Origin of the sequence: Desulfovibrio desulfuricans DSM 642 (genome assembly GCF_000420465.1) — a bacterium.
Taxonomy (GTDB): Bacteria; Desulfobacterota; Desulfovibrionia; order Desulfovibrionales; family Desulfovibrionaceae; genus Desulfovibrio; species Desulfovibrio desulfuricans.
This window is the reverse complement of record NZ_ATUZ01000013.1, coordinates 540,444-562,313: the sequence shown is the minus strand read 5'-3', so window position 1 is coordinate 562,313 and position 21,870 is coordinate 540,444. Positions and strand designations below refer to the sequence as shown.

At 55.6% G+C, this 21,870-nt stretch carries 22 protein-coding genes and 1 other RNA gene; 8 read left to right on the top strand and 15 right to left on the bottom strand.

The features are described 5' to 3' along the window. Positions 1-176: 176 nt before the first annotated feature. Positions 177-1,232, bottom strand: coding sequence for a pseudouridine synthase (locus G449_RS0108095; RefSeq protein WP_022658808.1), 1,056 nt, complete (start codon positions 1,230-1,232; stop codon positions 177-179). 575 nt (positions 1,233-1,807) lie between these two features. Here G449_RS0108095 and rdgC point away from each other — a divergent pair. The 8 genes from rdgC to G449_RS0108060 all read left to right on the top strand — a co-directional run bounded on the left by rdgC (position 1,808) and on the right by G449_RS0108060 (position 10,221). Then, a complete protein-coding gene (gene rdgC, locus G449_RS0108090; protein WP_022658807.1) occupies positions 1,808-2,431 on the top strand; it encodes a recombination-associated protein RdgC in 624 nt (207 codons plus the stop codon). 18 nt (positions 2,432-2,449) lie between these two features. Beyond that, positions 2,450-2,977, top strand: coding sequence for a hypothetical protein (locus G449_RS0108085; protein ID WP_022658806.1), 528 nt, complete (start codon positions 2,450-2,452; stop codon positions 2,975-2,977). A 9-nt stretch (positions 2,978-2,986) separates the two neighbouring features. Beyond that, entirely contained in the window at positions 2,987-4,018 is a 1,032-nt protein-coding gene (locus tag G449_RS0108080; RefSeq protein WP_022658805.1) for an ABC transporter permease, read from the top strand. Beyond that, on the top strand, positions 4,018-4,854 hold the full coding sequence (locus tag G449_RS0108075; protein ID WP_022658804.1) for an ABC transporter permease: 837 nt from the start codon (positions 4,018-4,020) through the stop codon (positions 4,852-4,854). Before G449_RS0108080 ends, G449_RS0108075 begins: the two co-directional genes overlap by 1 nt. A 77-nt stretch (positions 4,855-4,931) precedes the next feature. Then, complete coding sequence (locus G449_RS0108070; protein ID WP_022658803.1) at positions 4,932-6,536, top strand: AAA family ATPase; 1,605 nt, start codon at positions 4,932-4,934, stop codon at positions 6,534-6,536. Positions 6,537-6,765: 229 nt separating this feature from the next. Continuing rightward, the gene (locus tag G449_RS0108065) at positions 6,766-7,302 is read left to right on the top strand and encodes a hypothetical protein (protein WP_027180818.1); all 537 of its coding nucleotides are present in this window, start codon (positions 6,766-6,768) and stop codon (positions 7,300-7,302) included. 47 nt (positions 7,303-7,349) lie between these two features. Further along, positions 7,350-7,729, top strand: a transfer-messenger RNA (tmRNA) gene (gene ssrA, locus G449_RS18115). A gap of 200 nt (positions 7,730-7,929) precedes the next feature. Next, positions 7,930-10,221 carry an nSTAND3 domain-containing NTPase gene (locus G449_RS0108060; protein ID WP_022658801.1) on the top strand — a complete coding sequence of 764 codons (2,292 nt, stop codon included), beginning with the start codon at positions 7,930-7,932 and terminating at the stop codon, positions 10,219-10,221. Between the two features lie 40 nt (positions 10,222-10,261). Here the strand turns inward: G449_RS0108060 and G449_RS16530 are convergent, their stop codons facing one another. From G449_RS16530 to G449_RS0107990, 14 genes are all read right to left on the bottom strand, one after another. Beyond that, entirely contained in the window at positions 10,262-11,473 is a 1,212-nt protein-coding gene (locus G449_RS16530; RefSeq protein WP_022658800.1) for an AMP-binding protein, read from the bottom strand. Next, positions 11,473-12,348 (bottom strand): beta-ketoacyl synthase chain length factor, encoded by an 876-nt coding sequence (locus G449_RS17785; RefSeq protein WP_022658799.1) that lies wholly within the window; start codon positions 12,346-12,348, stop codon positions 11,473-11,475. Before G449_RS17785 ends, G449_RS16530 begins: the two co-directional genes overlap by 1 nt. Next, positions 12,345-13,562 carry a beta-ketoacyl-[acyl-carrier-protein] synthase family protein gene (locus G449_RS0108045; protein WP_022658798.1) on the bottom strand — a complete coding sequence of 406 codons (1,218 nt, stop codon included), beginning with the start codon at positions 13,560-13,562 and terminating at the stop codon, positions 12,345-12,347. The genes G449_RS17785 and G449_RS0108045 overlap by 4 nt, the downstream gene beginning before the upstream one ends. 8 nt (positions 13,563-13,570) lie before the next feature. Further along, positions 13,571-13,843 carry a phosphopantetheine-binding protein gene (locus G449_RS0108040; protein ID WP_027180816.1) on the bottom strand — a complete coding sequence of 91 codons (273 nt, stop codon included), beginning with the start codon at positions 13,841-13,843 and terminating at the stop codon, positions 13,571-13,573. After that, positions 13,840-14,742 carry a lysophospholipid acyltransferase family protein gene (locus G449_RS0108035; protein ID WP_022658796.1) on the bottom strand — a complete coding sequence of 301 codons (903 nt, stop codon included), beginning with the start codon at positions 14,740-14,742 and terminating at the stop codon, positions 13,840-13,842. The genes G449_RS0108040 and G449_RS0108035 overlap by 4 nt, the downstream gene beginning before the upstream one ends. Next, complete coding sequence (locus G449_RS0108030) at positions 14,732-15,907, bottom strand: DUF2062 domain-containing protein (RefSeq protein WP_022658795.1); 1,176 nt, start codon at positions 15,905-15,907, stop codon at positions 14,732-14,734. Before G449_RS0108030 ends, G449_RS0108035 begins: the two co-directional genes overlap by 11 nt. Further along, positions 15,895-16,377 carry an acyl-CoA thioesterase gene (locus G449_RS0108025; RefSeq protein ID WP_022658794.1) on the bottom strand — a complete coding sequence of 161 codons (483 nt, stop codon included), beginning with the start codon at positions 16,375-16,377 and terminating at the stop codon, positions 15,895-15,897. Before G449_RS0108025 ends, G449_RS0108030 begins: the two co-directional genes overlap by 13 nt. Then, positions 16,374-16,739 (bottom strand): ApeI family dehydratase, encoded by a 366-nt coding sequence (locus tag G449_RS16520; protein ID WP_022658793.1) that lies wholly within the window; start codon positions 16,737-16,739, stop codon positions 16,374-16,376. Before G449_RS16520 ends, G449_RS0108025 begins: the two co-directional genes overlap by 4 nt. Further along, positions 16,736-17,287: a hypothetical protein gene (locus G449_RS0108015; RefSeq protein ID WP_022658792.1), complete on the bottom strand. Its 552-nt coding sequence runs from the start codon at positions 17,285-17,287 to the stop codon at positions 16,736-16,738. Before G449_RS0108015 ends, G449_RS16520 begins: the two co-directional genes overlap by 4 nt. Next, positions 17,284-19,527 carry an MMPL family transporter gene (locus tag G449_RS0108010; RefSeq protein ID WP_159060454.1) on the bottom strand — a complete coding sequence of 748 codons (2,244 nt, stop codon included), beginning with the start codon at positions 19,525-19,527 and terminating at the stop codon, positions 17,284-17,286. The genes G449_RS0108015 and G449_RS0108010 overlap by 4 nt, the downstream gene beginning before the upstream one ends. Before the next feature lie 115 nt (positions 19,528-19,642). Further along, the gene (locus tag G449_RS0108005) at positions 19,643-20,371 is read right to left on the bottom strand and encodes an outer membrane lipoprotein carrier protein LolA (RefSeq protein ID WP_022658790.1); all 729 of its coding nucleotides are present in this window, start codon (positions 20,369-20,371) and stop codon (positions 19,643-19,645) included. Then, a complete protein-coding gene (locus G449_RS0108000; protein ID WP_022658789.1) occupies positions 20,371-20,808 on the bottom strand; it encodes a hotdog family protein in 438 nt (145 codons plus the stop codon). The genes G449_RS0108005 and G449_RS0108000 overlap by 1 nt, the downstream gene beginning before the upstream one ends. Further along, a complete protein-coding gene (locus G449_RS16515; protein WP_022658788.1) occupies positions 20,798-21,214 on the bottom strand; it encodes a hypothetical protein in 417 nt (138 codons plus the stop codon). The genes G449_RS0108000 and G449_RS16515 overlap by 11 nt, the downstream gene beginning before the upstream one ends. Positions 21,215-21,219: 5 nt before the next feature. After that, positions 21,220-21,867, bottom strand: a complete 648-nt coding sequence (locus tag G449_RS0107990; RefSeq protein WP_159060453.1) for a lysophospholipid acyltransferase family protein — start codon at positions 21,865-21,867, stop codon at positions 21,220-21,222. Positions 21,868-21,870 lie beyond the last annotated feature (3 nt).

The following is a 21,870-nucleotide window of genomic DNA, read 5'->3' as shown; positions in this document are numbered from 1 at the left end:
CGCGCGGCAATTTTTTACGGTTCAATATAAAGGTATGATTGCTGTTCAGTCAGCAAAGCGCAGCCGCAATGACCGGATGTCCGGCACTGCGACTGCGATTTTTATCAATAATTCTGGCTAAGATACGGTTTTGCCAAAGAGGTTGTACTGGCTGCCAGGCATATTGCCAGCAAGGCCTACCGCGCGGCGGACAGTTCAGCGCTTTCACGCAGGCGGGCAACCTCGGCATCCGTAAGAGGCCGGGCTTTGCCACTGGCCAGATCCCCAAGGCGCAATGAGCCTTGAGCAACGCGACACAGGCGCAGAATGGTCAGCCCCAGATCGCGGCACATACGGCGAATCTGGCGGTTCAGCCCCTGGCGCAGCACCATTTGCAACAGGGTATTGCCGCCAACCTGCTGAGCGATCACATCCACAGGCATAATATCTTCACCTTCGGCAAGGTGCATGCCGCGCCGCATGGTCTTGAGCGCCCCTTCAGGCGCCGCGCCGCGCACAAGCACTTCATAGGTCTTGGGCTGGTGATGCCGGGGATGGGTGAGGCGCTGGGCCAGTTGGCCATCATTGGTAAGCAGCAGCAATCCCTCAGAAAAATAGTCAAGTCTGCCAACAGGATACAGCCTGAGCGCCTTGTATTCAGGCGCAAGGCAATCCAGCACGGTGGGCCTGCCTTCCGGGTCGCTCACTGTGCAAACCACATGCACGGGCTTGTTGAGCATGAGGTAGGTATAGGACTGCGGGGCCGACAACACGCGTCCATCCACGGCAATGCTCTCAAAGGACAATACCTGACGCCCGGGGTTGGGCTCCGGCTTGCCGTCAACACTAACGCGCCCGGCAAGAATAAGTTCGTCTGCCTTACGGCGCGAGCAAAGACCCGTTGCGGCTATGGCCTTGTTAAGGCGTATGCCGTCAGCGGCATTGGCGTCAGCATCGGGCTGAGCAGGCCGAGCAGAATGATCGGCGTCAGATTTGACTGCCTGGGGCTGCGCGGGTTTGCGTTGCGAAAAACCGTCTCGGGCATCACGGACGTTCGGCTGAGTACCTGACCGTGAATCTGCCCGCGAATCAGAACGGCCATTTGGCCCATTGGCAGACCAGCTATCAGAACGGGGGGCATGATTCTTGCGCGCTCCCGCAGGCTGTTCCTTTTTATGGGAGCTGGTGGACGAACTGTTTTTGCTGCGGTTTCTGGCGGATGATCCGGCATTGCCGGAATGTTTGGGCGGCACGATGATTTCTCCTTGGAAAGATGCGCTCATGGTGCGTGAAGTGGGGCATGCCGTCAAGGGCAAGCAGGAGGCGCATACATGGCTGAACCGACCTTACGGCTGGTTCCAATATTCAAAAGTTTACATAATTATCATTATGGGACATTTATAAATACTGTATGCTGGGTGGGCGCCCGGGTTCAAAACCAGCACGAAAGTCTGCTTAGAATGCCATTGGCGGCATCACTGCCAAACCATCCACGCGCAGAGGTCTGAGCAATGTAAAATGAACAAGCCGCCATGAATTTTCCCGCCGTTCCTTGAATTTTGAGGATTCGAATTTACTCAAACCCGTGAGTTCAGTTTTTACCCGTAGCCATTCCATCCTTTCCTTATATAAGAAGCCCCTGATTGCCGCTCATGAATCCCGTCCAGATCGACCACTCCAATATGGCCGAACGGCGCTTCCTACAGATTCATTGCTGCGCCAGCATTGGCTTTTTAAACGGCGCAAAACCAGTGGCAGCCTTGCACTTGCTCCCGAAGCGGCTCTGACGTACAACACTGCCAACACAGGTTTTCAGCAAGGAGTTTCCATGGGCTTTGCCAACAGCTCTTGCAGCTTTACACGGTTCCGCATTCTTGATCCTGTTCCGGCCACGCTCTGGCCGCAGATACCGGACAAACTGAAACAGTTCGCCATGCGCGACATTGACGATATTCCTGAAATGCAGGGCCAGGGATGGACCTGTTTTGAGGACATGCTCGATACCGACTGGGTCACGGCCCCGCCCCAGAAAGGCGCGTACCTCGTGTTTTCTCTGCGGCTGGATATGCGGCGCATACCCGCTGGCGTGGTCAAAAAACACGTTGCTCTTGCCCTCAAGGAAGAAAAAAAACGCATGGGCGAACAGGGCAAGAACTACATTGCCCGCGAGCGCAAAAAAGAACTCAAGGAGCAGGTGCTGCTGCGCTTGCGCTCCCGTTTTTTGCCTGTTCCCGGCGAATTCAACGTGCTCTGGGCCACAGACAAAAACGAAGTCTGGTTTGCGTCCACCCAGAACAAGATGATCGATCTCTTCCTGGAAGAGTTTCTCAAAACATTCGAGCTGCATCTGGAGCAACTGACGCCCTACAATCTGGCGGTCTCCATGCTGGACGAAGAAAGCCTGATCCGCCTGGACAAGCTGGAGCCCACGCAGTTCGCTCCCCTTTCCTGATGACGGCACGGAGACCCTATGAACATGCCTTATCTTGGCGAATCCACTGACAGCATTCTCGGCAAGGAATTTCTGACCTGGCTCTGGTACCAGAGCGACACCGCCCCTGGCGCGTTCACTGACAAAGACGGCGCGCCCTTTGCCGTTTCCATGGAACAGCGCATTGTGGTAGAAGGCGGCGAAGGCGATGCCCGCGAAACAGCCTCTGTTTCTGGCTCGCTCTCCCCTCTCCGCGAAGCCCGCTTTGGCCTTGGCAACGGCAAACAGGTCAGCCGCGCCCTGCTGCGCCTTGAAAAAGAAGAGCTTGCCTTTCAGGTCAGCCTAAAAGCTGAGGATTTCTGCCTCAACAGCCTCAAGACCCCCAAGCTCGACAAGGGCGACAGTGATGACGACCCGGACGCCCTGCTGCTGGAAAAGTTCTATCTTATGGAAGTGTGCACCGGTCTGCTGGATGCCCTGTACGCCCGCTTTCTGAAGCTGCGCCTCTCGTCTGCCTGGCAGAAGGAAGTGGACGACATGCGCCAGTGGATGACCCGCACGGAGTAAACTTTTTTCATGAGCACCCTGCCCGCATCTGCCGCAAAAGGCCGTTTTTCCGGCCCGCTACTGCACGTTTTACGCAAAACGTTGTGGATGCTGCTTGTGCTGTGGGGCATCACCATCATCAGCTTCTGGGTCATCCATCTGGCCCCCGGCTCTCCCACAGATATGGAAACCACGCTCAATCCGCTGGCTGGCGCTGCGGCGCGTCAGCGGCTTGAGGTGCTTTATGGGCTGGATCGCCCCCTGTATGTGCAGTACTGGGACTGGCTGACCCGCATCGTGCATCTGGATTTCGGCAATTCCATGTCTGCCGATTCCCGCCCGGTGCTGAGCAAAATTCTTGAGCGCCTGCCCCTCACCGTGGGCATGAACGTTATTTCACTGGTGCTCACCCTGCTCATTGCCATCCCGGTGGGCATTGTTTCCGCCTGCCGGCAGAATTCGCTGCTGGACAAGTCCGTTACCGTGCTGGTTTTTCTGGGTTTTGCCATGCCGTCCTTCTGGCTGGCCCTGCTGCTCATGATGTTTTTTGGCATTGAGCTGCAATGGCTGCCCATTTCCGGCCTTACATCCATGAATTACGAGCAGTTGAGCGCCGTGGGCAAGTTTTGCGATCTGGCGCGGCATCTGGCCCTGCCCACACTGGTGTATACCGTGGGCGGGCTGGCTGGCATGTCGCGCTACATGCGCGCCTGCATGCTTGAGGTGCTGCGGCAGGATTACATTCTTACAGCGCGGGCCAAGGGGCTTGGCGCTGGCGCGGTTATCTGGCGGCATGCCCTGCGCAACGCGCTGCTGCCCGTCATTACCCTGCTGGGCCTTTCGGTGCCGGGGCTTATCGGCGGCAGCGTCATTATTGAGTCCATCTTTGCCCTGCCGGGGCTGGGCCAGCTGTTTTACGGCGCAGTTATGGCGCGCGATTACACCATGATCATGGGCAATCTGATTCTTGGGGCTGTACTCACGCTCGTGGGCAACCTGCTGGCGGATTTCTGCTACGGAATCGCGGATCCGCGCATCCGCAACGCAAAGGACAACGCCTGATGCTGCCCCGCGCCCTCAAAAAGCTGCTTGGCCGCAACCTCATGCTCGCGCTCGGGCTTGTTATTGTGCTTGCCATGTCGCTGGCCGCGCTCCTTGCCCCATGGATTGCGCCCTTTGACCCCAACGCCCTGCATCTGGACAATATTCTGGAGCCGCCCTCCTCCCGCTTTCTGTTCGGCACTGACCGCCTTGGGCGCGATGTTTTTTCCCGCCTGCTTTACGGCGGCAGGGTTTCTCTTTGGGTAGGCTTTGTGGCTGTGGGCATATCGGTCAGCATCGGGACTGTTCTTGGCCTTGTGAGCGGCTATTTTCGCCGCTGGGTGGACGAGTGCATCATGCGAGTGGTTGATATCATGCTCTGCTTTCCGTCATTTTTTCTTATTCTGGCGGTGATTGCCTTTCTTGAACCCAATCTTACCAATATCATGGTGGTTATTGGGCTTACCTCGTGGATGGGCGTTACCCGCCTTGTGCGCGCAGAGGCGCTTACCCTGCGCGAGCGTGAATTTGTCGACGCCGCGCGGCTGGCTGGCACATCCACAGCGGGCATACTGTTTCGGCACATACTGCCCAATGCCCTTGCGCCCGTGCTGATAACAGCTACACTGGGCGTTGCCGGGGCCATACTGGTAGAATCAAGTCTCAGCTTTCTGGGGCTTGGTGTGCAGCCCCCCGCAGCCAGCTGGGGCAACATGCTCATGGACGGCAAAGCCGTGATTGAAACCGCGCCCTGGCTGTCGGTATATCCCGGCTTGGCCATCCTGGTAACGGTATTGGGCTATAACCTTCTGGGTGAAAGCCTGCGGGATATCTTTGATCCGCGGCTTCGCCAATAGTTTGAAATGTAAGGGCATCCAAGATAGTTAAAGTTTTACATTAAGTACATAAACCGCCATAAAGATACGTTAAAGCCATGCTTGAATACCTGCGCATTCGCAATCTGGCCCTCATTGAGGACATGGAACTGGAATTTTCGCCCGGCATGAACGTGCTGACGGGTGAAACCGGGGCGGGGAAGAGCTTTATCCTTAAAGCGCTGGGCTTTCTGCTTGGCGACAAGCTTTCGGCGGATATGGTTCGCGCGGGTGCTGAGCGCGCACAGGTAGAGGCCCTGTTTAGCACAAAAGATGCGGACATGGTTCTGCGGCGCGAAATTGTGGCGGAGACAGGCCGCAGCCGCTTGTACATCAACGATGAGCTGCGCTCACAAGACAGTCTGCGCGACCTGCGCAACCGCCTTGTGGCCCACACCAGCCAACACGCGCAGCAAAAACTGCTTCAATCTTCATTTCAGGCCAGGCTGCTGGAAAGCGGCCTAAGCTGCCCCGAGCTTCTGCACCAGCGGGACGCCCTGCTTGCGCGCCTTCAGGCCAATGCGGCCCAGCGCTCTGCCCTGCTTGAGCGTCAGGCCGGGTTGGGCGAACGGCGCGAGCTGCTTGAAATGCAGCAGCAGGAGATCGACAAGGTTTCTCCCGAAGAAGGCGAAGAAGAAAAGCTGGAAGAAATTCGCGCGCTGGCCCGTTCCATGGAGCACCAGCAGGAGAATTACGAGCAGGCGCTCATTTTGCTGCAAGGCGATGATCAAGAAGGCGTGATCGACCAGCTGGGCCAGTTGGAAAAGCTCTTGCAGCGCATGTGCCGGGAGGACGAATCCCTCCAGGCCGATGCCGACGCCGTGGCCGCCCTGCGCCAGCAGCTTGCCCACCTTGGCGGCAGGCTTCGCCGCCCGCCTTCCCTGCCGGGGCTGGATGAAATGCCCGACATGGATCATCTGGAAGAGCGCCTGTTTGCCCTTGCGCAACTAAAGCGCAAGCTGCACAGAACCCTGCCGGAGATTCTTTCCCTGCGCGAAGAAATTTCCGAGAACCTTTCCTTCCTTGATGTATGCGCGCTGGATATCACCCGGCTGGACAAGGAAGCGGCAGCTCTTGCCGCAGAGCTTGCCGCCGTGACCGCCCGCATCATCCCGGCGCGCCGTGAGGCAGCAGCAGCCATTGCAACCAAGCTGGAAAACGAACTACGCCAGTTGGGCTTTTCGGATCAGGTGCGGGTATTGCCGGATTTTGCCGTGCAGGAAATCTGGCCCGGCGTTACTGACGAGCGCGGGCGCATCCTTTGGGCCCCCAACCCCGGCCAACCCCCGCAACCGCTGGATAAAATAGCATCGGGCGGCGAACTTTCGCGCTTTTTGCTGGCACTAGCCAGCGTGCAGCAGGATGACGAAGGCGCTACATTCATATTTGACGAAGTCGATGCCGGCGTTGGCGGCATGACCCTGAACAAGCTGGCCGAAAAGCTCTACGCACTGGCCGAAACGCGCCAGATGCTGCTCATCACCCACTGGCCGCAACTGGCGGCCCGCGCCCGCAGGCATTTTCAGATTGTTAAGATGGTGCGCGATGGGGAAACCTTTACCCTCTGCTCCCCACTTAACAAAGAAGACCGCCACGCCGAGCTTGCGCGCATGGCAGGCGGCGGCGAACAGGGCGAGGCGCTGGCCCGCAGCCTGGAAAAATAGCACTCTGCAAAATTTGCCGTGTGGTTTAGACCATGCGGCATTTTTCTTTCATACTTGCCGCGACATTATCGTGCTGCGGCCAGTATCTACGCATCTTTCTGACAATTTTTTGACTTTCTCTAAACTTTTTGCCCTTTTTCAGGCCTGCAATGAGAACTGGCACTTATCTTGCTTATACCTTCTGCAGATAACGGAAAGGCAAATTTGACCATAGCCACAGGGGGAGCATGTGACTAACGAAAATAATAATTGCATAAGCGCCATGCTCCATATGCAAACTGGCGCTCCCGAAGCCGCCTCGCATGCACGGCACGGGCAGATTGCGGGGCAACCGCTTTCGGGCCTGGACGAAGCATCGGCCAGAGCCTTGAGATGCCTGGCAAAGGATGGCGAAGGGCTTGTTACGGCACTTGAGGCGCGGCTTGATTCGCTTCAGGAAGCCTTTATGGACATGCTGAACAGTCAGCTTGAAGAACGCCACCTCCGGCCCGAAGACCGCCTGCATCTGTATGTTTCGCCCGAGGGAACACTGGTGGTTGAAGGCAACGACAACGATGCCAACCTGCTGTGCGACATCATCACGCGCAAGCCGGACTTGCAAAAAAACTTTAAGGAAATGGCCCAGGTGGCCATGCTCTCGCACGGTGTAGAACTGGCAACCCAGATCCATAACGATATTATCGATCAGGTTGAAGACGCAAATCCCCTGCTTGGGCACTACCATATGTGCCTTAAGGGACCGCTCTCGCATTTCTATATCCGTTAGAGCTTGCCAAAGTCGAGCAAGCGACTTATTGTAATGCTTGACCAAATGGGGGCGCACTGGTTTCGACGGGGACGTGAAAGCCTTAGCGGCAGGTCGAGGCGCCGCTGGCCTCGTAAAAAGCGGCAACAAAAGTAATTGCCAACAACGATTACGACTACGCTTACGCTGCCTAAAAACAGCGAGGCAACGACCGCTTAGGCGGTCACGTCATTCTGGGCCATGTCTGATAACCCTGAATGGCGACACTTATCAGGCTGGCGGAAATCGGTGCTCACCGGGGTTTTTCGCGAGGAGTTTACCGGCGAGATTGCCGTGATGCGCCCGGTCAGGGGCTACCACCACGGTGAAATTAATACCTGACATAAACCTGTAGATGCTTCGTGTGGACAGTTCGCGGACGGGGGTTCAACTCCCCCCGCCTCCACCACCCCCACAAATTAAAGTGGCTTATACGATCTGGATAAGACGTATAAGCCACTTTTTGACATTAGAGCATCAAGCATCATTTGCATTAACATATTGCAGAAGCAAGTGACATTGATTAATTTATGTAAAATATAAACCGCCAACATGTTAGCAACGAGTCGCCAATCAAATCTATAGCAATAATATAAGAGCTACAATAAAATGAACCAGTACGATTTTTCTAATTTAAATCCTAATGAATTTCAGACTCTAGCAAACGATCTGCTTAGTAGGCTCTTTAATACCCATATAGAAATGTTTAAACTTGGTAAAGATATGGGCATTGATGGACGTTTTTTTTGCTATGAAGAAGACCTGCCAATAATAATTCAAAGCAAGCATTATGCAACATCAGGATTCAGCAAGCTTTTATCCGACTTAATCAAGGTTGAACTTCCAAAAATTTTCAAAATCCCTATTAAAAAATATATTCTTGTCACATCTGTTCCCTTGTCACCATATGAAAAAGAAAAAATTCAAAATGGATTTAGTCCTTTTATAAAGAAATCTACTGATATTTTCGGAAAAGATGATATTAACTCCCTTTTACGAAGATTTCCAGATGTAGAAAAAAATTACAATAAATTATGGATTCCTAGCTCTACAGCTTTAATACATTTTTTAAACACAAAAAATACCAATATTAGCCAACATTTTATTTCAGAAGCCAAGCGAAAGAGCGCTGACTATGTAAAGACAAACACTCATTTCCAAGCTAAAGAAAAGATTACAGAAAATAACGTTCTCGTCATAACAGGTGACCCAGGAGTTGGGAAGACAACTTTGGCAGAACAACTTTGCCTTGAAATAATTAACGATGGCTATAGTCCATATGTAATAACAAGTGATATCGAAGAAGGCTTCTCATCGCTTGCAAATGATGAAAAACAGGTATTTTACTTTGATGACTTTCTTGGAAAAAACTATATTGAGACACTTCGTACCAATGAAGACTCAAAAATCATGCAATTTATCAATATAATTTCTAAAGCTAACAACAAAAAATTCATTCTAACGTCACGAACTGCAATATTGGACCAAGGATATCTCGTTGGCCCATCATTTTCCAATGGGAAAATCAAGAAAAGAGAATATCTGATTAATATTTCAGAATACAGCAATATTGATAAGGCGAGAATATTTTACAGTTTTTTATGGAAAAGTGATTTAAGTATTGATTTCTTAAAATATATCATTGAAGATGAAAACTATTTAAAAATAATATTGCACAGAAATTATAATCCAAGATTACTTGAATTTATTACTTCAAGTGACCATGTCGACTTAGAAAACTCCAATTTATATTTAGATTTTATCAACAAATCACTCAACAATCCTGAAGAAATATGGAAGCATCCATATTCTGTGCAATTAGACAACTCTGCACGTGTCATTGTTGATCTAATTGTTTTCAGCAATGGAAACATAAAAGAACAGCCCTTAAGAGAAGCTTATTACAATTTTCAGAAGAAAAACCTCATTCTCAACAATTCAAACATTTCTAAAGAATTTGACTTTATTATATCAATACTCATTCGTTCTTTCGTTAAAAAAACTATTATAATAAAATTAAATAAAGAAGAAATTACTTTCTCACTATTTAACCCCTCTATATCAGACTTTATTATTTCACAGTATTCTAAAAATTACAGTCATATTGCAGACATTATTTCACTTTATGAAAACGATGATGGAATTGATTTTCTTGAAAAAGCAACATTTCACCACCAAGACATATCAGAAAATGTTGCTAAATTAATTTGCTCTAAAGTCAACAAGAATGACCTATGTTCCGATATCAAATACATTCGACTTGGAAATTTGTTAGATTCTGAAACATTCATATCTATATATGGTCATTTTTCAATCAATGATGCATGCAAGTTCATTGCAACTTTAAAAAATATTACATGCGAGATATTAGAATTCTGTTCAAAAATGCTTTCATTGTGTTATCCTTCTTGCAGTAAAATGGATGTTTACAACCTATTCATAGCGATTCTAGATTGTGAAATTGAATACAATGAATTAGAAACATTATCATCACTATTATTAGAATATCCACTAGATTTTCATTCTAATGATATTAATGAAAAATTTTATGGACACCTTCTCGACCTATGGAAATATGAAAAAATAGAAGAATTTGCTACTGAAAATATAGAAAATTTTACAGAAGATGAAAGTTCTGTCTACGATGAAGAAATCGATGAATCCTATTCAATTGACAAAGACGCACTTGCATCTCTTATTATAAATGAAACTTCTGAACTCGTTACCCCGATTAGTAATCAAGATGCTTTAGATATTATTAACTATACAGATTTAAATAATATCGCCTCTAGTTTCTATCGGAACGAGAGTACCAGTAGTAGTTCCAGCGGCCATTACAGCCCAGGAGATCAAGATATTCGTGGATTATTTGAAGGTTTTCTAACTGCAAAATTTGGATAATTTATCCGCGTGCAGAAAAGTATTTTTCTCTCAGATTCCCCTACCAATCCATCGGCTTGCCAAGCGGGCCACGGGGGATATCCGGGCCAAAGGTATAGGCACCGGGGCGTTGCACATCGCTAAGTTCACGGCGGGCATGCAGAATCAGCTCCTTGTGCAGGGCTGGCCCGTCATAGCCCTGATGCGGCACCACAAAGGCTTTGAGTCTGTATCCCTCGTCCTGCCGCATCAGCCGCACAAGGCACTGCTTTACCCCTTCGTGGCGCTCGATGACCGAGGCCACATACTGGGGAAACACATTGATGCCGCCCACCTGCACGGCTTTGTCGATGCGCGCGCCCGGTCGCAAGTGTCGCTGGCCTGTCCAGGTTACATTATCCATCAGCGGGTAGTGCTGCACCACGCCATCTGGCAAGCAGCGCACCAGCGCGTTGCCGTGCTCCCCTTCTCCCCGCGCCACATGCGGCAGCAGTTCATAATCGGCTTCCGGCTCAAAGCGGCCGCAAACCACACCCATCTCTGACGAGCCAAAAAATTCCATTACGCGAAAGCCCTGCCGCTCCAGCGCATACATCACCTCGGGCGGCGTGGGCGAAGTGCCAGTCAGCAGGGTAATCCCCTGCCCCGCCTCCGAGCTGGAGGCCTGCCATCCACGCATATCCACAAGGCGCGACAACAACAGCGGTATGCTGATAACAAGATCACCGGGGCGCATTTGCGCCTCAACCATTGTTGGCAGGGGCGGCACGCTACGGATGGGCACCCCGAGGCTCAGGGGCAGCAGCAAACCAAACGTAAAGCCGTACATGTGATGCATGGGGACGGTGATCAGCGCCGAGGTTCTGTCCGCGACAATGGGGGCCAGACTGGTCACTTCCTGCCGGATATGGCTTTCCTTATGCGTGCAGGGCTTGGGCTTGCCTGTTGAGCCGGAAGTAAAAAACGTGAGCGAGCGGTCGCTGTTTTCCCACTGCTGCAAAACCTGTTGCGAAAAATCGCCGCACAGCCCGCCAACCTCGGGCGCTGCCGCAGTGGTATGAAACATGGCATTGCAACGCTGCGCCATATTTTCCAGCGCAGTGGTATCAAGCCCAAGCGATTCCCACCGCATGGATGCAAACTCGTGCGGCGCGCGCGCCTCAAAGCTCAGCGGATTGCGCTGGCTCAACTCTGCCTGCGCCACGGATTGCACAATCGCCGTAACAGCCCTGAAATCAAGAATTGCAATCCGCTCAAGCGGCCAGGACTCCATTACGCACCCCGCACTTCGATTAATGCCTGTCTGCCGCTTGCAGCAGCAGCGCAGACGCAGTTAACAGCTTCGGCCCTGGCCGTCTGCGGCATGTTCAGGGCCAGCATCACATCCAGAGCCTGCGCCAGCGGCCCATGACCGTACAGATATTCATGATTTGTCCAGCCCGGCCCGGATGCGGCACCAGAGGCAAAGACGGGGCCGTCCGCCTCCGGCTGTTGCCCCCACCGCACTTGCAACGAGGGCGCACCCGCAGCTTGCCTGACCAGACACAGGGCAACGGCCCCTTCCGTCTGGGGGTGTTTGCTGCTTAAACATTCCGGGCAGCAGCGGGAAAAACGGCTGTCGGTTTCGTCCACCGCACACAGCAGCACCCTCTCGGCCCGGCCCGCACCCAGCAGGGCTGCCGCAGTGCTCACAGCACCGGCGAAAGAAAGCTCAAACTGCGAAATGGTAAAACACGGTCCCTCAATGCCAAGCATCAGGCTGAGCAGGCCTGCGCCCATATTGTTGACGGCATGCGAAAAGGCCGTTGGCGAGGAAAGATGCGGCCCGTTATCCAGTATGGAATCCATAAAATCCATGCTCATTTGCGAGCTGCTGTAGGCCGTGCCAAAAACAAGAGCGGTACGGTGCAGGACGTCTTTTTGTCGCCAGCCCGCCTCATCCAGAGCCTGCACGCATGCCAGAAGCGCCATACGCGCATACCGGGGAATACGGCGCAGCGACACGCCCGGCAACAATGCCGCGAGTGAAGAAATATCGGGGGCAGATATGGCAGGCGCTTGCCCGTGCTGTATGGCAGCAAGGGCATCCTTGCCGCCGATGCTGTGCACAAGCCCGGTTCCCGCCACAGAAAGCGCTGCACTGCTCACGGCTTTACCCTCCCCAGAACCAGAGCGGCATTGCCGCCGCCAAAACCCAGCGAGGTTGAAAGCGCAAATGGCGACGATGCCGCAAGGGCGCTCTGCGTGGGCGCAAAACCTATTTCAGGGTCAATATTGAAAAACCCCGGCGAGGCCGGAACCGTGCCGTTGCGCAGGGCCGCGAGAGTCAGCACGGCTTCCAGCGCGCCAGCGGCCCCGAGGGTGTGCCCCGTGCCGCCCTTGCTGGCCCATACGGGCACCCCCGGCAACAGGGTGCGCAAAAGCCGCCCTTCAACCTTGTCGTTCTCACGGGTAGACGTGCCATGCGCGTTCACAAAGGCCATATCCGCCGCTGTGAGGCCAGCCTGTTCCAGAGCCGAGCCTATGGCGAATGCCAGCCCCCGCCCTTCCGGATGCGGCGCGGTAAAATGGTGCGCGTCAGAGGCGTTGCCGTAGCCCAGCACATGCCCGAGCACGGCGGCATTGCGCTCGCGGGCATGCTCGGCGCTTTCCAGAACAAGCGCGGCTGCGCCTTCACCAAGGTTCAGGCCTTTGCGGTCGCGGTCAAAGGGGTGGCACGGCTGGTCGGAATATATCATCAGCCGCGCAAAGCCCGTATGCGGTACGAGGCTCAGGGCATCGGCACCGCCGCACAGCACGCACTGGCACTGGCCTGTGGTGATGAGATCCAGTGCCAGACCAATGGCATCCGCGCCGGATGTGCAGGCATCGGTGACGGTCAGGCGCGGGCCGTGTGCCTCCACGTCCATCTCCAGCGCAAGATTGGCGCTGAAGTAATCGTCGCGGTCAGCCCCTTGCGCGCAGGAGCATACAGGCGGTGCCGATGCAGCAGCCTGCTCTGGCGTGGTTCCACGGCTGGCGGCGTAAGACTCCAGAAAATGCGACGCGCTCCCGGCGGTTGTGCCAAGCACAATGCCCGCCTCACGCAACAGATGCTGGGGCAGTGCGGCCTCAGCCAGCGCGCTACGGCACGCGGCCCTTGCGAGCGTGAGGGTATCCTGCGCGGAGTGCTTGCGCCCTCCGGGAAAGTGCTTTTCAGCAAGCCCGAAAAACGGATACGGCAAGGCCCGGCTGTCCAGCACACTAGCCGAAACAAGCCCGCCCCGCCCGCTTTGCAGGCCATCCAGAACCGCAGTCGGGCTGTCACCCGCCCCGCACAGGCAGGCCATGCCTGTTACAACAACGCCAGGGCCGTGCTGCATTGCTTTTCTCACGCCTGCGCTTTGCGGGCGCAGATAAAGTCTGCAAGGCCGCTCACTGAGGTAAAGGCCTTGCGGGCTTCCTCGGCATCAGCAATGGCTACGCCAAAATGCTTTTCAACCACGACCACAAGTTCCACCGCGTCCAGCGAGTCCAGCATCAGGCCAGTATCCCCAAACAGCGGGGCCGAGGAATCAATGTCTTCCACGGTAACGTCTTCGAGGCGCAGACCATCAATAATTGCCGTTTTCAGGGCGGATTCCATTTCGTTTTTTGTCATCATTGCGACCACATATCGTAAAAATTAAAGAACTGGTACGGGTGCCGTTCCACAACGGTTTCCATTGCTGCGGCAAACTGTTGCGCATACGGCTGAAAAACAGAAATATCGCGGCGCGGCAAACCAGCGGGCACCGCCAGCCGCTCAGCCATAAAAACTCTGGTGACGCCTTTTTCACGCACGGTAAAGAGCATGAGCAGTTCCGCCCCCGTGATGGAGGCAAGCGCGTAGGCGCTGGTAGGAACGCGGATGCTCCCCCCCATAAACGCCACCTCAACGCCCTGCCCGGCCTGACGTGTGCCGTGCATCCGGTCGCCCATAAGGCAGACAACTTCGCCGCGCCGAAGCGCTGCCGTAGCCTCGACCATAGAACCCACAGGGTCCGCCGAATCAATGATCTTGAACGGCCTGCCCCTGCCGTGCTGGAAGTAGTGTTTGCCCTGATCCTCGGGATTGTACAACTGCACCACGTTCACCGGGCGGTCAAACTGCTCCAGCCCCGCAATGCCCACCTGCCACGCGCCAATGTGCGCCGTCAGCACAATGCAGCCATGCGGGTTGGCCCCTGCCTCGGCAAATCGCTGCCGCACATGCTGGTCAGTTTCGCAAAAAGGAAACCGCCCTATGACCCCGGCAATCATCCTGTCCAGCAGCACCTGCCCGAAATTCAGATACAGGCGGTAGGCATGCACAAACCTGCTCCAGGCTCCGGCGCGGGGGAAGCGGCGGTCAATATAGGCCGCACAGCGCTGGCGCACATGGGGCAGCATGGCATAATACAATACAACAAAGGCCAGTACCATTCTCGCTGCAAAGACCATCCGGCAGCGCACCAGAACCTCAAAAAAACCGTATTGAAGCCGGGAGCCAAGCACGGCGGTTATGGGGCGTTTAGTCTGCAAGGCCGCCCCCCTGCCGCATGCGCGTCATGCCGCGCGCCGCAAGATAGGCCAGCGCGCCCACTGCGGCCCCTGCCAGCAGGCCAAGCAGCGGTGCAAAAACAAGCGCGCCCACAAACCAGTCGAGTATGCGCTGTGGAGCTTCATAGCCGAGGGTCTGCACAGAAAATTCCGTCAGCCAGCTGCCATTGCGCAGCCTGTAACCAAGCAAAACCCCAAGGCCCGGCACAAATGGGGGCCACGTGAGCGGGATCATTGCCAGCGCGCAAAGCCTGTTCAGCCGCAGCCAGCCAATGCACAGCAGGAGCAGAATACTCTGTAAACCCGGCAATGGCAGTGTGGAAACAGCTATGGCAATAGCCGCCGAGCGCCCCAATTGCCACGGCGTGGCTCTGTCCGCAAGCAGACGGCGCAGGGAATCCATAGGGCGCAGCAGAGAAATGCGGCCCTGCCCGTCCACGCTGTGCTGGCGAAAGGGCACAGGCACCAGGGCGCGGATAGTCAGCCGCGTGTTCAGCAGAGAAATACGGATATTGTCCTTGAGCGCCTTGAAATGCGAAACGCGTTCTTCCCTCGGCGGATAATACACCCGAATGCCAATTTCGCGCACGTCAAATCCGGCCCATGCAGCGCGCACCAGCACTTCAACCTCAAAGGCGTAGCCCGGTTCCGTGAATTTCAGGCAGTCCAGCACACGCAAGGGATAGGCGCGGAAGCCGCTCTGCATGTCGCGCACCCGCTCCCCTGTCTGCACACGCATCCAGAATGCGGAAAATGCTCTACCAAAACGGGACGAGCCAGGCACGTGCGGCACGTTGAAATCGCGGCAGCCCACAATAATTGCGCCGGGGTGCTGCGCAATGGCCTGCAAAAAAAGGGGGATATCCTCCGGGTAGTGCTGCCCGTCGGCATCCAGCGTAATCATGTGCGTTGCGCCAAGCCGTGCGGCCTCAGCCGCGCCAGCCAGCAGGGCCGCGCCCTTGCCGCCGTTGCGGGGCAGGCGCACAAGCGTGATGGGCAGGCCTTCCAGACTGTCAGCACTGCCGTCTGTGGAGCCGTCGTCCACCACGATGATCGTGCAGCACTGGTTCAGGGCCCGCTGCACCACATTGCGCAGGCCTTCACGGTGGTTGTACACCGGAATGACCACGGCAATTACTGGCGGCATACGACCTTGCCCTGACGCCACAGTGCGCAAAATTCGCGGTAAAAGGCTGGCGGCTCCATGAGCAGGTTGCCGTTCAGGTCAAGCATGAGCTGGGTTGTGCTGGCTGTGGTGGTCACAAGGCCTGCCGCGTCTTCAATGCGGTATTCAAAATCCAGCACAGCGGCCTCATTCCAGAACAGCTCGGCGTGGATGGTGTATGTCTGGCCGTAGAGTAGCGGATGGTGAAAATCCAGATGAAAGAGCTTGAGCGGCACCACAACGCCATTATCACGAAAATCGAGATAGCTGATGCCATAGGCACGGCCCATGGCCTCCCGGCCATCCTCAAGCCAGCTGGCATAGCGGCCGTGCCACATAAAGCGCACGGCATCCACCTCTTCAAAGCGCACCGTGCGCTGGACGCTGACGCAGAGAGAAGGCACCTCCGGCGCGCTACGGCGGCGGGGACGTGAAGCGCGGTGCAGGCTCATAGGGCTGGCACCTCCACCTGTATGCGGGCTGCCAGCGTTTCGCCGCTATGCAGGGTGCATTCCCAGCGCCCCTCACGCCGTCCCTTGCTCAGGGTCAGCAAAATATCCACATCCGGCCCAAGCGGCGCAAGAAATTTGGCCTGCGGCACACATGCCAGATCCGCGGATTGCCCCATTGCTTCAAGTACAACCTGAACCATGAGCACCTGAACGACAGCGGGCAGCACAGGATGCCCCGGGAAATGCCCGGCAAACACCGCACTGTCCGCCGCAAAACAAAAGCTCTGCCGCCATGCGCCCTGCTCGGGCGAATGTTCCAACTGGCTGGCCGCATGCAGCACGGCACGACGCATCACGCTCATAAATGCGAAATCTCCACAAAATACATATCCATGGTCATTCCGTCCTGCTCACTGTACACGCCATTCAAGCCATCCGCTGTCGGGCTGAACCGAGCCTTCCAGCCTTTGCCCTCAAGGTTCGTCAGCGCCGTATCCTGACCGAGAGCAGGCAATATTCTGTATACGGCCACACCAGCGCGAACAAGCAGGCTGGCGGCCTCCCTGCCCATACCTTCCGCCGGGGTGCATTGCATTTTTACAGACTGCGCACTTGTTGCGCCCTTTGGCCCACTGTCTGGCGCAACATCCGGGCTGTACATGCAGACGCCCAGAGTTCTGCCATGTGGCAGAATAAGCGCCAGACTCCCGCCGGATTCAGTCATTTGCACCTCGCCCTGCACAGGCGCGCTCTGCCCGGCAATAGTCAGCCGCGCACCAAACTGCGCCACCAGCGAACCGCTCTGCTGGCCTGCCTGAAGCGGCGGCAACACCATTGTGCGCTTTTGCGCGCCGCAAGCTGCAAGCAAGCCCACAATCAGCAGCAAGCCTAGGTAGCGCAGGGCATTCATGCCTGTTTTCCTTGCGTCCGGCAGAGTCTGGGCAAAAGCCACAAGGCCACAGGAACCTCCACAATCAATCCCCAGAAAATAACTTCACCCATAGCTTTAAGGGCCGGGTGCTGCGCAAGAGCCAGAAGGCCCATACCCGTGAATGTGGTGAGCGAAGACACAACAACGGCCCGCTCCACTCCCATTTTCACCCCGCTGACAAGATCATGCGTGACCACAATGCCGTGATCTGCCGCAAGACCCAGCACCAGCGGCATTGCCGCCATGCCCGCCAATGTCAGCGGGTGGCTGGTAATAGACATCCACGCAAGTATACATGCAACGGAACACAACGGTGGCAAAGATGCAAGCAAGGTTCGCCGCGCATCGCGAAAGTATAAAAACAGAAGCGCCAGACAGGCCATCCAGGCCATCGGCACAAGCCGCTTTTCCATACCAAGCTGCTGCAACAGCGTTGTTTCAAGCTCGCCGGGTGCCAGCGCAAGGGTTTGCGCGGCAAGGGCAGGTTCCAGACGGCTTACATCCGCCTTTTTGCCGGTAAAGAGCAAAAGCCTTGCCGTATGGTCATCAGCTTGCGGCGCATGCAAAAATACGTCTACCATTTCACCCAGGCCTGCGGCGCGCAACACTGACGGGTCAAATTCCGCCACCGGGCGTTCAAGCAGCTGCACAAAGGGGGCAAAGGCTTCAGCGGTGAATCCGTACCGCAGCGCGGCAGAGGCCAAAAGAGCCTGAACACGCGGCCCTTCCGCCTTTGCAAAGGCCTCCCACCGCTGCACGTTGGCCTGAGCCTGCCCCGGCGAAGGCCACACATCGGTAAGCGTGCCGATCTTGTTTTCCGGTTCCAGAACCCGCAGGGCCTGCGTTACGGCGCGGCCATTGGCAAGGGCTGCGTCCGTTGTCGGGCCTTCAACCACAAGAATATTGCTGTCGCGCGATCCCCAAATGGCCTTGAGCTTCTCGCCGTCCTGCTGCAATTGCGCCATGTCCGCCCCCATTGTGCGGGGCGAAACATCCACGCGCACAATGGAAAACAAGGCGTAGCACAACAGCAAAAGTCCAAAAACACTCGCAAAGACACGTAGGGGCACTGGCTGACGCGGCGCGGTATTTTCCGTGCGCACAGGCAGGGGCGGCATATTGAACCAGGGGCACACGGGGAGCACAACAACGGCCAGCGCAAAGCCCGCGCTCAAGGTCAGCAGGGCAAACAGGGCCAGCTGGCGCACCGCCGGAATGCCCGAAAGCAGCAATACGGCAAAGCCGGAAGCATTGACCAGATACCCCTGAAACAGCGGCGGCGTAATATGTTCCAGTACTTTCTCTGTTGAGTCGCCGCTGCGCAGGGCAAAGTGCATATGCACGGCGTAGTCTTCCGCCACGCCAAGCACGGACGCGCCAAAACCAAGGGCCAGCCCGGAGAGCGCTGGCGAGAGGAGAGTCATACCGCCCAGGGCAAAGCTGGCGGCAAACGCAGGCACCAGCATAAGCCACAGCGCGCCGCGCGAGCGCACCAGCAGGGCGTACACCAGCACAAATCCCAGCATGGAAAAAAAGACGATATTGGTCACATCGCGCTGGATAACCTGCGCATTGACGGCGCTGTGCCTGTGCCCGCCCACCACAAGGCCCTGCATGTCCGGCGCAAGGTGTTTCTGCATGGCGGCATGGATGGCGTCCATCAACCGAGCGGCGGCGCTGACATCGTGCAGGGAATGGGCTGGCCGCAGCACCAGCAGCAGGTGTTTGCCGTCCGCGCTCACAGGATAGCCCAGCACAGGGTCGGGCATGGCCCCGGCATGCTCTGCCGGCAGGCGAGAAAGAACATACTTGCGCAAACCCAGTGGATCCGCCCGCAGCCAGTCCTGTGCCGGGCCAGCGGCAAGGAGGCTGTTCAGATTGTCATGAGCCGAGCGCACGGCGGCATCAATCTGCGAGGCATCTGTTGCCTGTTGCAGTTGGTCCAACGTGGCACCATCCATAAAATACGGCAGCAGGGCCATGAGCGCCTGGGCATCGGGCATGCCCACGGCCCCCACCCTTTCGGCCATATCCGGCGGCAGATCGCCCAAGATGGCATCGGCAGCGCTTGCAAGCGCATACTTTTTGCCCTGACGCTCTGTGGAAAGATCAATAAACAGCAGACCAGAAGCCGGGGAAACATCCAGAGCTTTGGCCATGCGGCGCACTTGCGGCGCATCGTCAGGGAAAAAGGCCATGCTGCTGGAATCTGGCTGCATCCGGGCGGCCAACAAGGCAAAAACCGCCCAGCACAAGAGAACCAGGCTGAATCCCAGAATTTTGTGTGAGCGTACCCAGCAATGAAGCCTGACAATAAAAGGCTTGCCCATAGGCCTACTGACCACCGCTCCCCGCTGCCTCAAGCAGGGCGCAGGGTGCTGGCATGGGCTCGTTTACCCGTGTTTGCTTAAAGACAATGCGCACAGTATCGCCATTACGTTCCGTAAAGCTCAACTGGCTTACACTCTTGAGATCATCGGCAAAGGTTACTTCAAGCTTTGCAAAAAAAGACTGTCGGAGGGGATACAGTTGCAACATGGTTTTGTCGGCCTGCGGGCGCTCAAGCCTGTAGGTGGCGCGCAACGCAGCGGGATCAATGCTGATCCAGTCCAGAATATTGCGGATAATGGCTGTAATAACCGTGGATTCCCGTTCATTGGCAGGGCGCGTTGCTTCCGGCGAGCCTTCCCACAATGCGCCCCTTCCATTCTTGTAGATAAAGCCAGAGGCAAGAGGACGAGTATACGCCCAAAGCAGGCTGTCGGCGGGTTGAAAGCCATTGTCATCCTTACTAGCTGCACGCGCCTGGGCATTGCCCGCATGGGCACCACGGCGCAGGCAAAAATAACCTTGCGAGGTCATGGGGCGGGCCAATACGGCCATGGATTTCTCCTGCACAAAATCAGCGCTCAGGCTGGCAATGCCAGCACTTTGCCGTGCGGCAGCATCGAGCAGAGCCTCGGCGCTTGCAAGCGGCGGCTGCTGCGCAACCGCATAAGTGGGCAGCACAGTAAAAGCAATAAAAAACCCAGCCAGGAACAACAGGCCCGCAGATGAACGCATCAGGCCGTTTCCTCCGGCATAAATATCTTGAACTGCCCGGTGGCCAGCAGCTGCCCCTCGGCATGCACCTCGCCGTCAACAACCGCAATTTCGCCAAGTCTGGCCGAGACGCGCACTAGAACGTCCAGGCGCTGCCCCACGCACGCATCGGCATGCACGGTTACATCGCGCAGGGCGGCAAGGTAGCCCCAGCCCGCGCAGGCACCGCCTGCTGCAAGCAGGCTGGCCCCGGCCCCGGCGGCAAAACACTGCGCCATGATTTCCGCATAGGCCACGCGCTCAAGTTTGCCGTCAGGCCGCAGAAAGGGATTATCTTCCCGCACTGCCGCCGTTGCCCGCGCTTCTTCCGAGCTAAAACTTTCAAGCCCGCTCAGAAGAAGCATGGGGGCACGGTGCGGCACAATGGCCGTAAGAGACTGCTGCGAATCAGTATTCACTGCTCGCCACATTCCGACGGATGTTCTGGTCAAGAATGCCGACCCACTTGTTGTAATTGGGGTGGATAGAGGCTGTGCCGTTGCTCTTGGCCTTGTATTCCATGTTGGTGCTGGCCTTGTAGTTGATGCTGTAATGCGTGGCCGTATAGGGGATGGAGACCACCACAGTGTGCTTGTTGCGCACCATGATTGTGGCTTCAATCGTGTTGGAGGAAGGTTCAGAAACGCGCCAGCCGGTATCAGCGCAGGCTTTGACGATGGCGTCGTGCATCTTTTTTTCAGAAATATTCTTGCTGGCTTCGGCAGCGGGGAAGTCATAGGCAAAGGTGCCCACAGGCTGGCCAAAACGGCAGCCAATGGCCGCAAGAGTCATCACCAGCACCGTAAGCAAAAGATATTTTTTCATTACAGTTACTCTCCTGTCACACTCGTTAGATGTTTTACATAAAGATTTCTGACATGCCGCATCATGGCGCGATGCGGTAAAAGTTCACCGGCAAAGGCCTGTGGCCATACCGGATCAAGAAACTCCATATGGATGGTAGCAGGATGAAAGCCCTTGGCGCCAGGAGGAAACACCTGGAAGCTGTTGTGAATCAGCAAGGGGAGCACGGGACGACCGGCCTTGACAGCAACGTGGAAAGCGCCAGCCCTAAACTTGCCCAGAGCACCAGTGCGGGTACGGCTGCCTTCGGGGAAAATCACCAGAGTAACCCCATCACGCAGACGTTCAAGGCACAAAGCCTCGACCTGTTCTGCGGGCAGACTCTGCGCATCGATATATTCCGCGCTGCGCATGGTGGGCGCAAAGAAAAAGAGCAAGCGAAAGGGCCAGCTTTTGGTTATCAGGCACACATTGGCCTGATCCTGCGCCGCAAGCAGGTAAATATCCAAAAAAGACTGATGGTTGCACACAACAACCGACCCAGGATACTCCACTGCCATATGTGCGTTGCGAATACGCACCGGCAGCCAGGGCCGCAAAAAAAACAGCGTAGAGCGTCCATAAAGCCAGATGTACCGGCGATTGGCCGCGCTCATGGCACCGGGAAAAACCATGTG

Coding starts and splice junctions, on each gene's coding strand:
- rdgC (WP_022658807.1), top strand. CDS start 1,808: ATGGGCTTTGCCAACAGCTCTTGCAGCTTTACACGGTTCCGCATTCTT.
- G449_RS0108085 (WP_022658806.1), top strand. CDS start 2,450: ATGAACATGCCTTATCTTGGCGAATCCACTGACAGCATTCTCGGCAAG.
- G449_RS0108080 (WP_022658805.1), top strand. CDS start 2,987: ATGAGCACCCTGCCCGCATCTGCCGCAAAAGGCCGTTTTTCCGGCCCG.
- G449_RS0108075 (WP_022658804.1), top strand. CDS start 4,018: ATGCTGCCCCGCGCCCTCAAAAAGCTGCTTGGCCGCAACCTCATGCTC.
- G449_RS0108070 (WP_022658803.1), top strand. CDS start 4,932: ATGCTTGAATACCTGCGCATTCGCAATCTGGCCCTCATTGAGGACATG.
- G449_RS0108060 (WP_022658801.1), top strand. CDS start 7,930: ATGAACCAGTACGATTTTTCTAATTTAAATCCTAATGAATTTCAGACT.
- G449_RS16530 (WP_022658800.1), bottom strand. CDS start 11,473: ATGGAGTCCTGGCCGCTTGAGCGGATTGCAATTCTTGATTTCAGGGCT.
- G449_RS0108045 (WP_022658798.1), bottom strand. CDS start 13,562: ATGCAGCACGGCCCTGGCGTTGTTGTAACAGGCATGGCCTGCCTGTGC.
- G449_RS0108040 (WP_027180816.1), bottom strand. CDS start 13,843: ATGATGACAAAAAACGAAATGGAATCCGCCCTGAAAACGGCAATTATT.
- G449_RS0108030 (WP_022658795.1), bottom strand. CDS start 15,907: ATGCCGCCAGTAATTGCCGTGGTCATTCCGGTGTACAACCACCGTGAA.
- G449_RS0108025 (WP_022658794.1), bottom strand. CDS start 16,377: ATGAGCCTGCACCGCGCTTCACGTCCCCGCCGCCGTAGCGCGCCGGAG.
- G449_RS16520 (WP_022658793.1), bottom strand. CDS start 16,739: ATGAGCGTGATGCGTCGTGCCGTGCTGCATGCGGCCAGCCAGTTGGAA.
- G449_RS0108015 (WP_022658792.1), bottom strand. CDS start 17,287: ATGAATGCCCTGCGCTACCTAGGCTTGCTGCTGATTGTGGGCTTGCTT.
- G449_RS0108010 (WP_159060454.1), bottom strand. CDS start 19,527: ATGCAGCCAGATTCCAGCAGCATGGCCTTTTTCCCTGACGATGCGCCG.
- G449_RS0108005 (WP_022658790.1), bottom strand. CDS start 20,371: ATGCGTTCATCTGCGGGCCTGTTGTTCCTGGCTGGGTTTTTTATTGCT.
- G449_RS16515 (WP_022658788.1), bottom strand. CDS start 21,214: ATGAAAAAATATCTTTTGCTTACGGTGCTGGTGATGACTCTTGCGGCC.
- G449_RS0107990 (WP_159060453.1), bottom strand. CDS start 21,867: ATGGTTTTTCCCGGTGCCATGAGCGCGGCCAATCGCCGGTACATCTGG.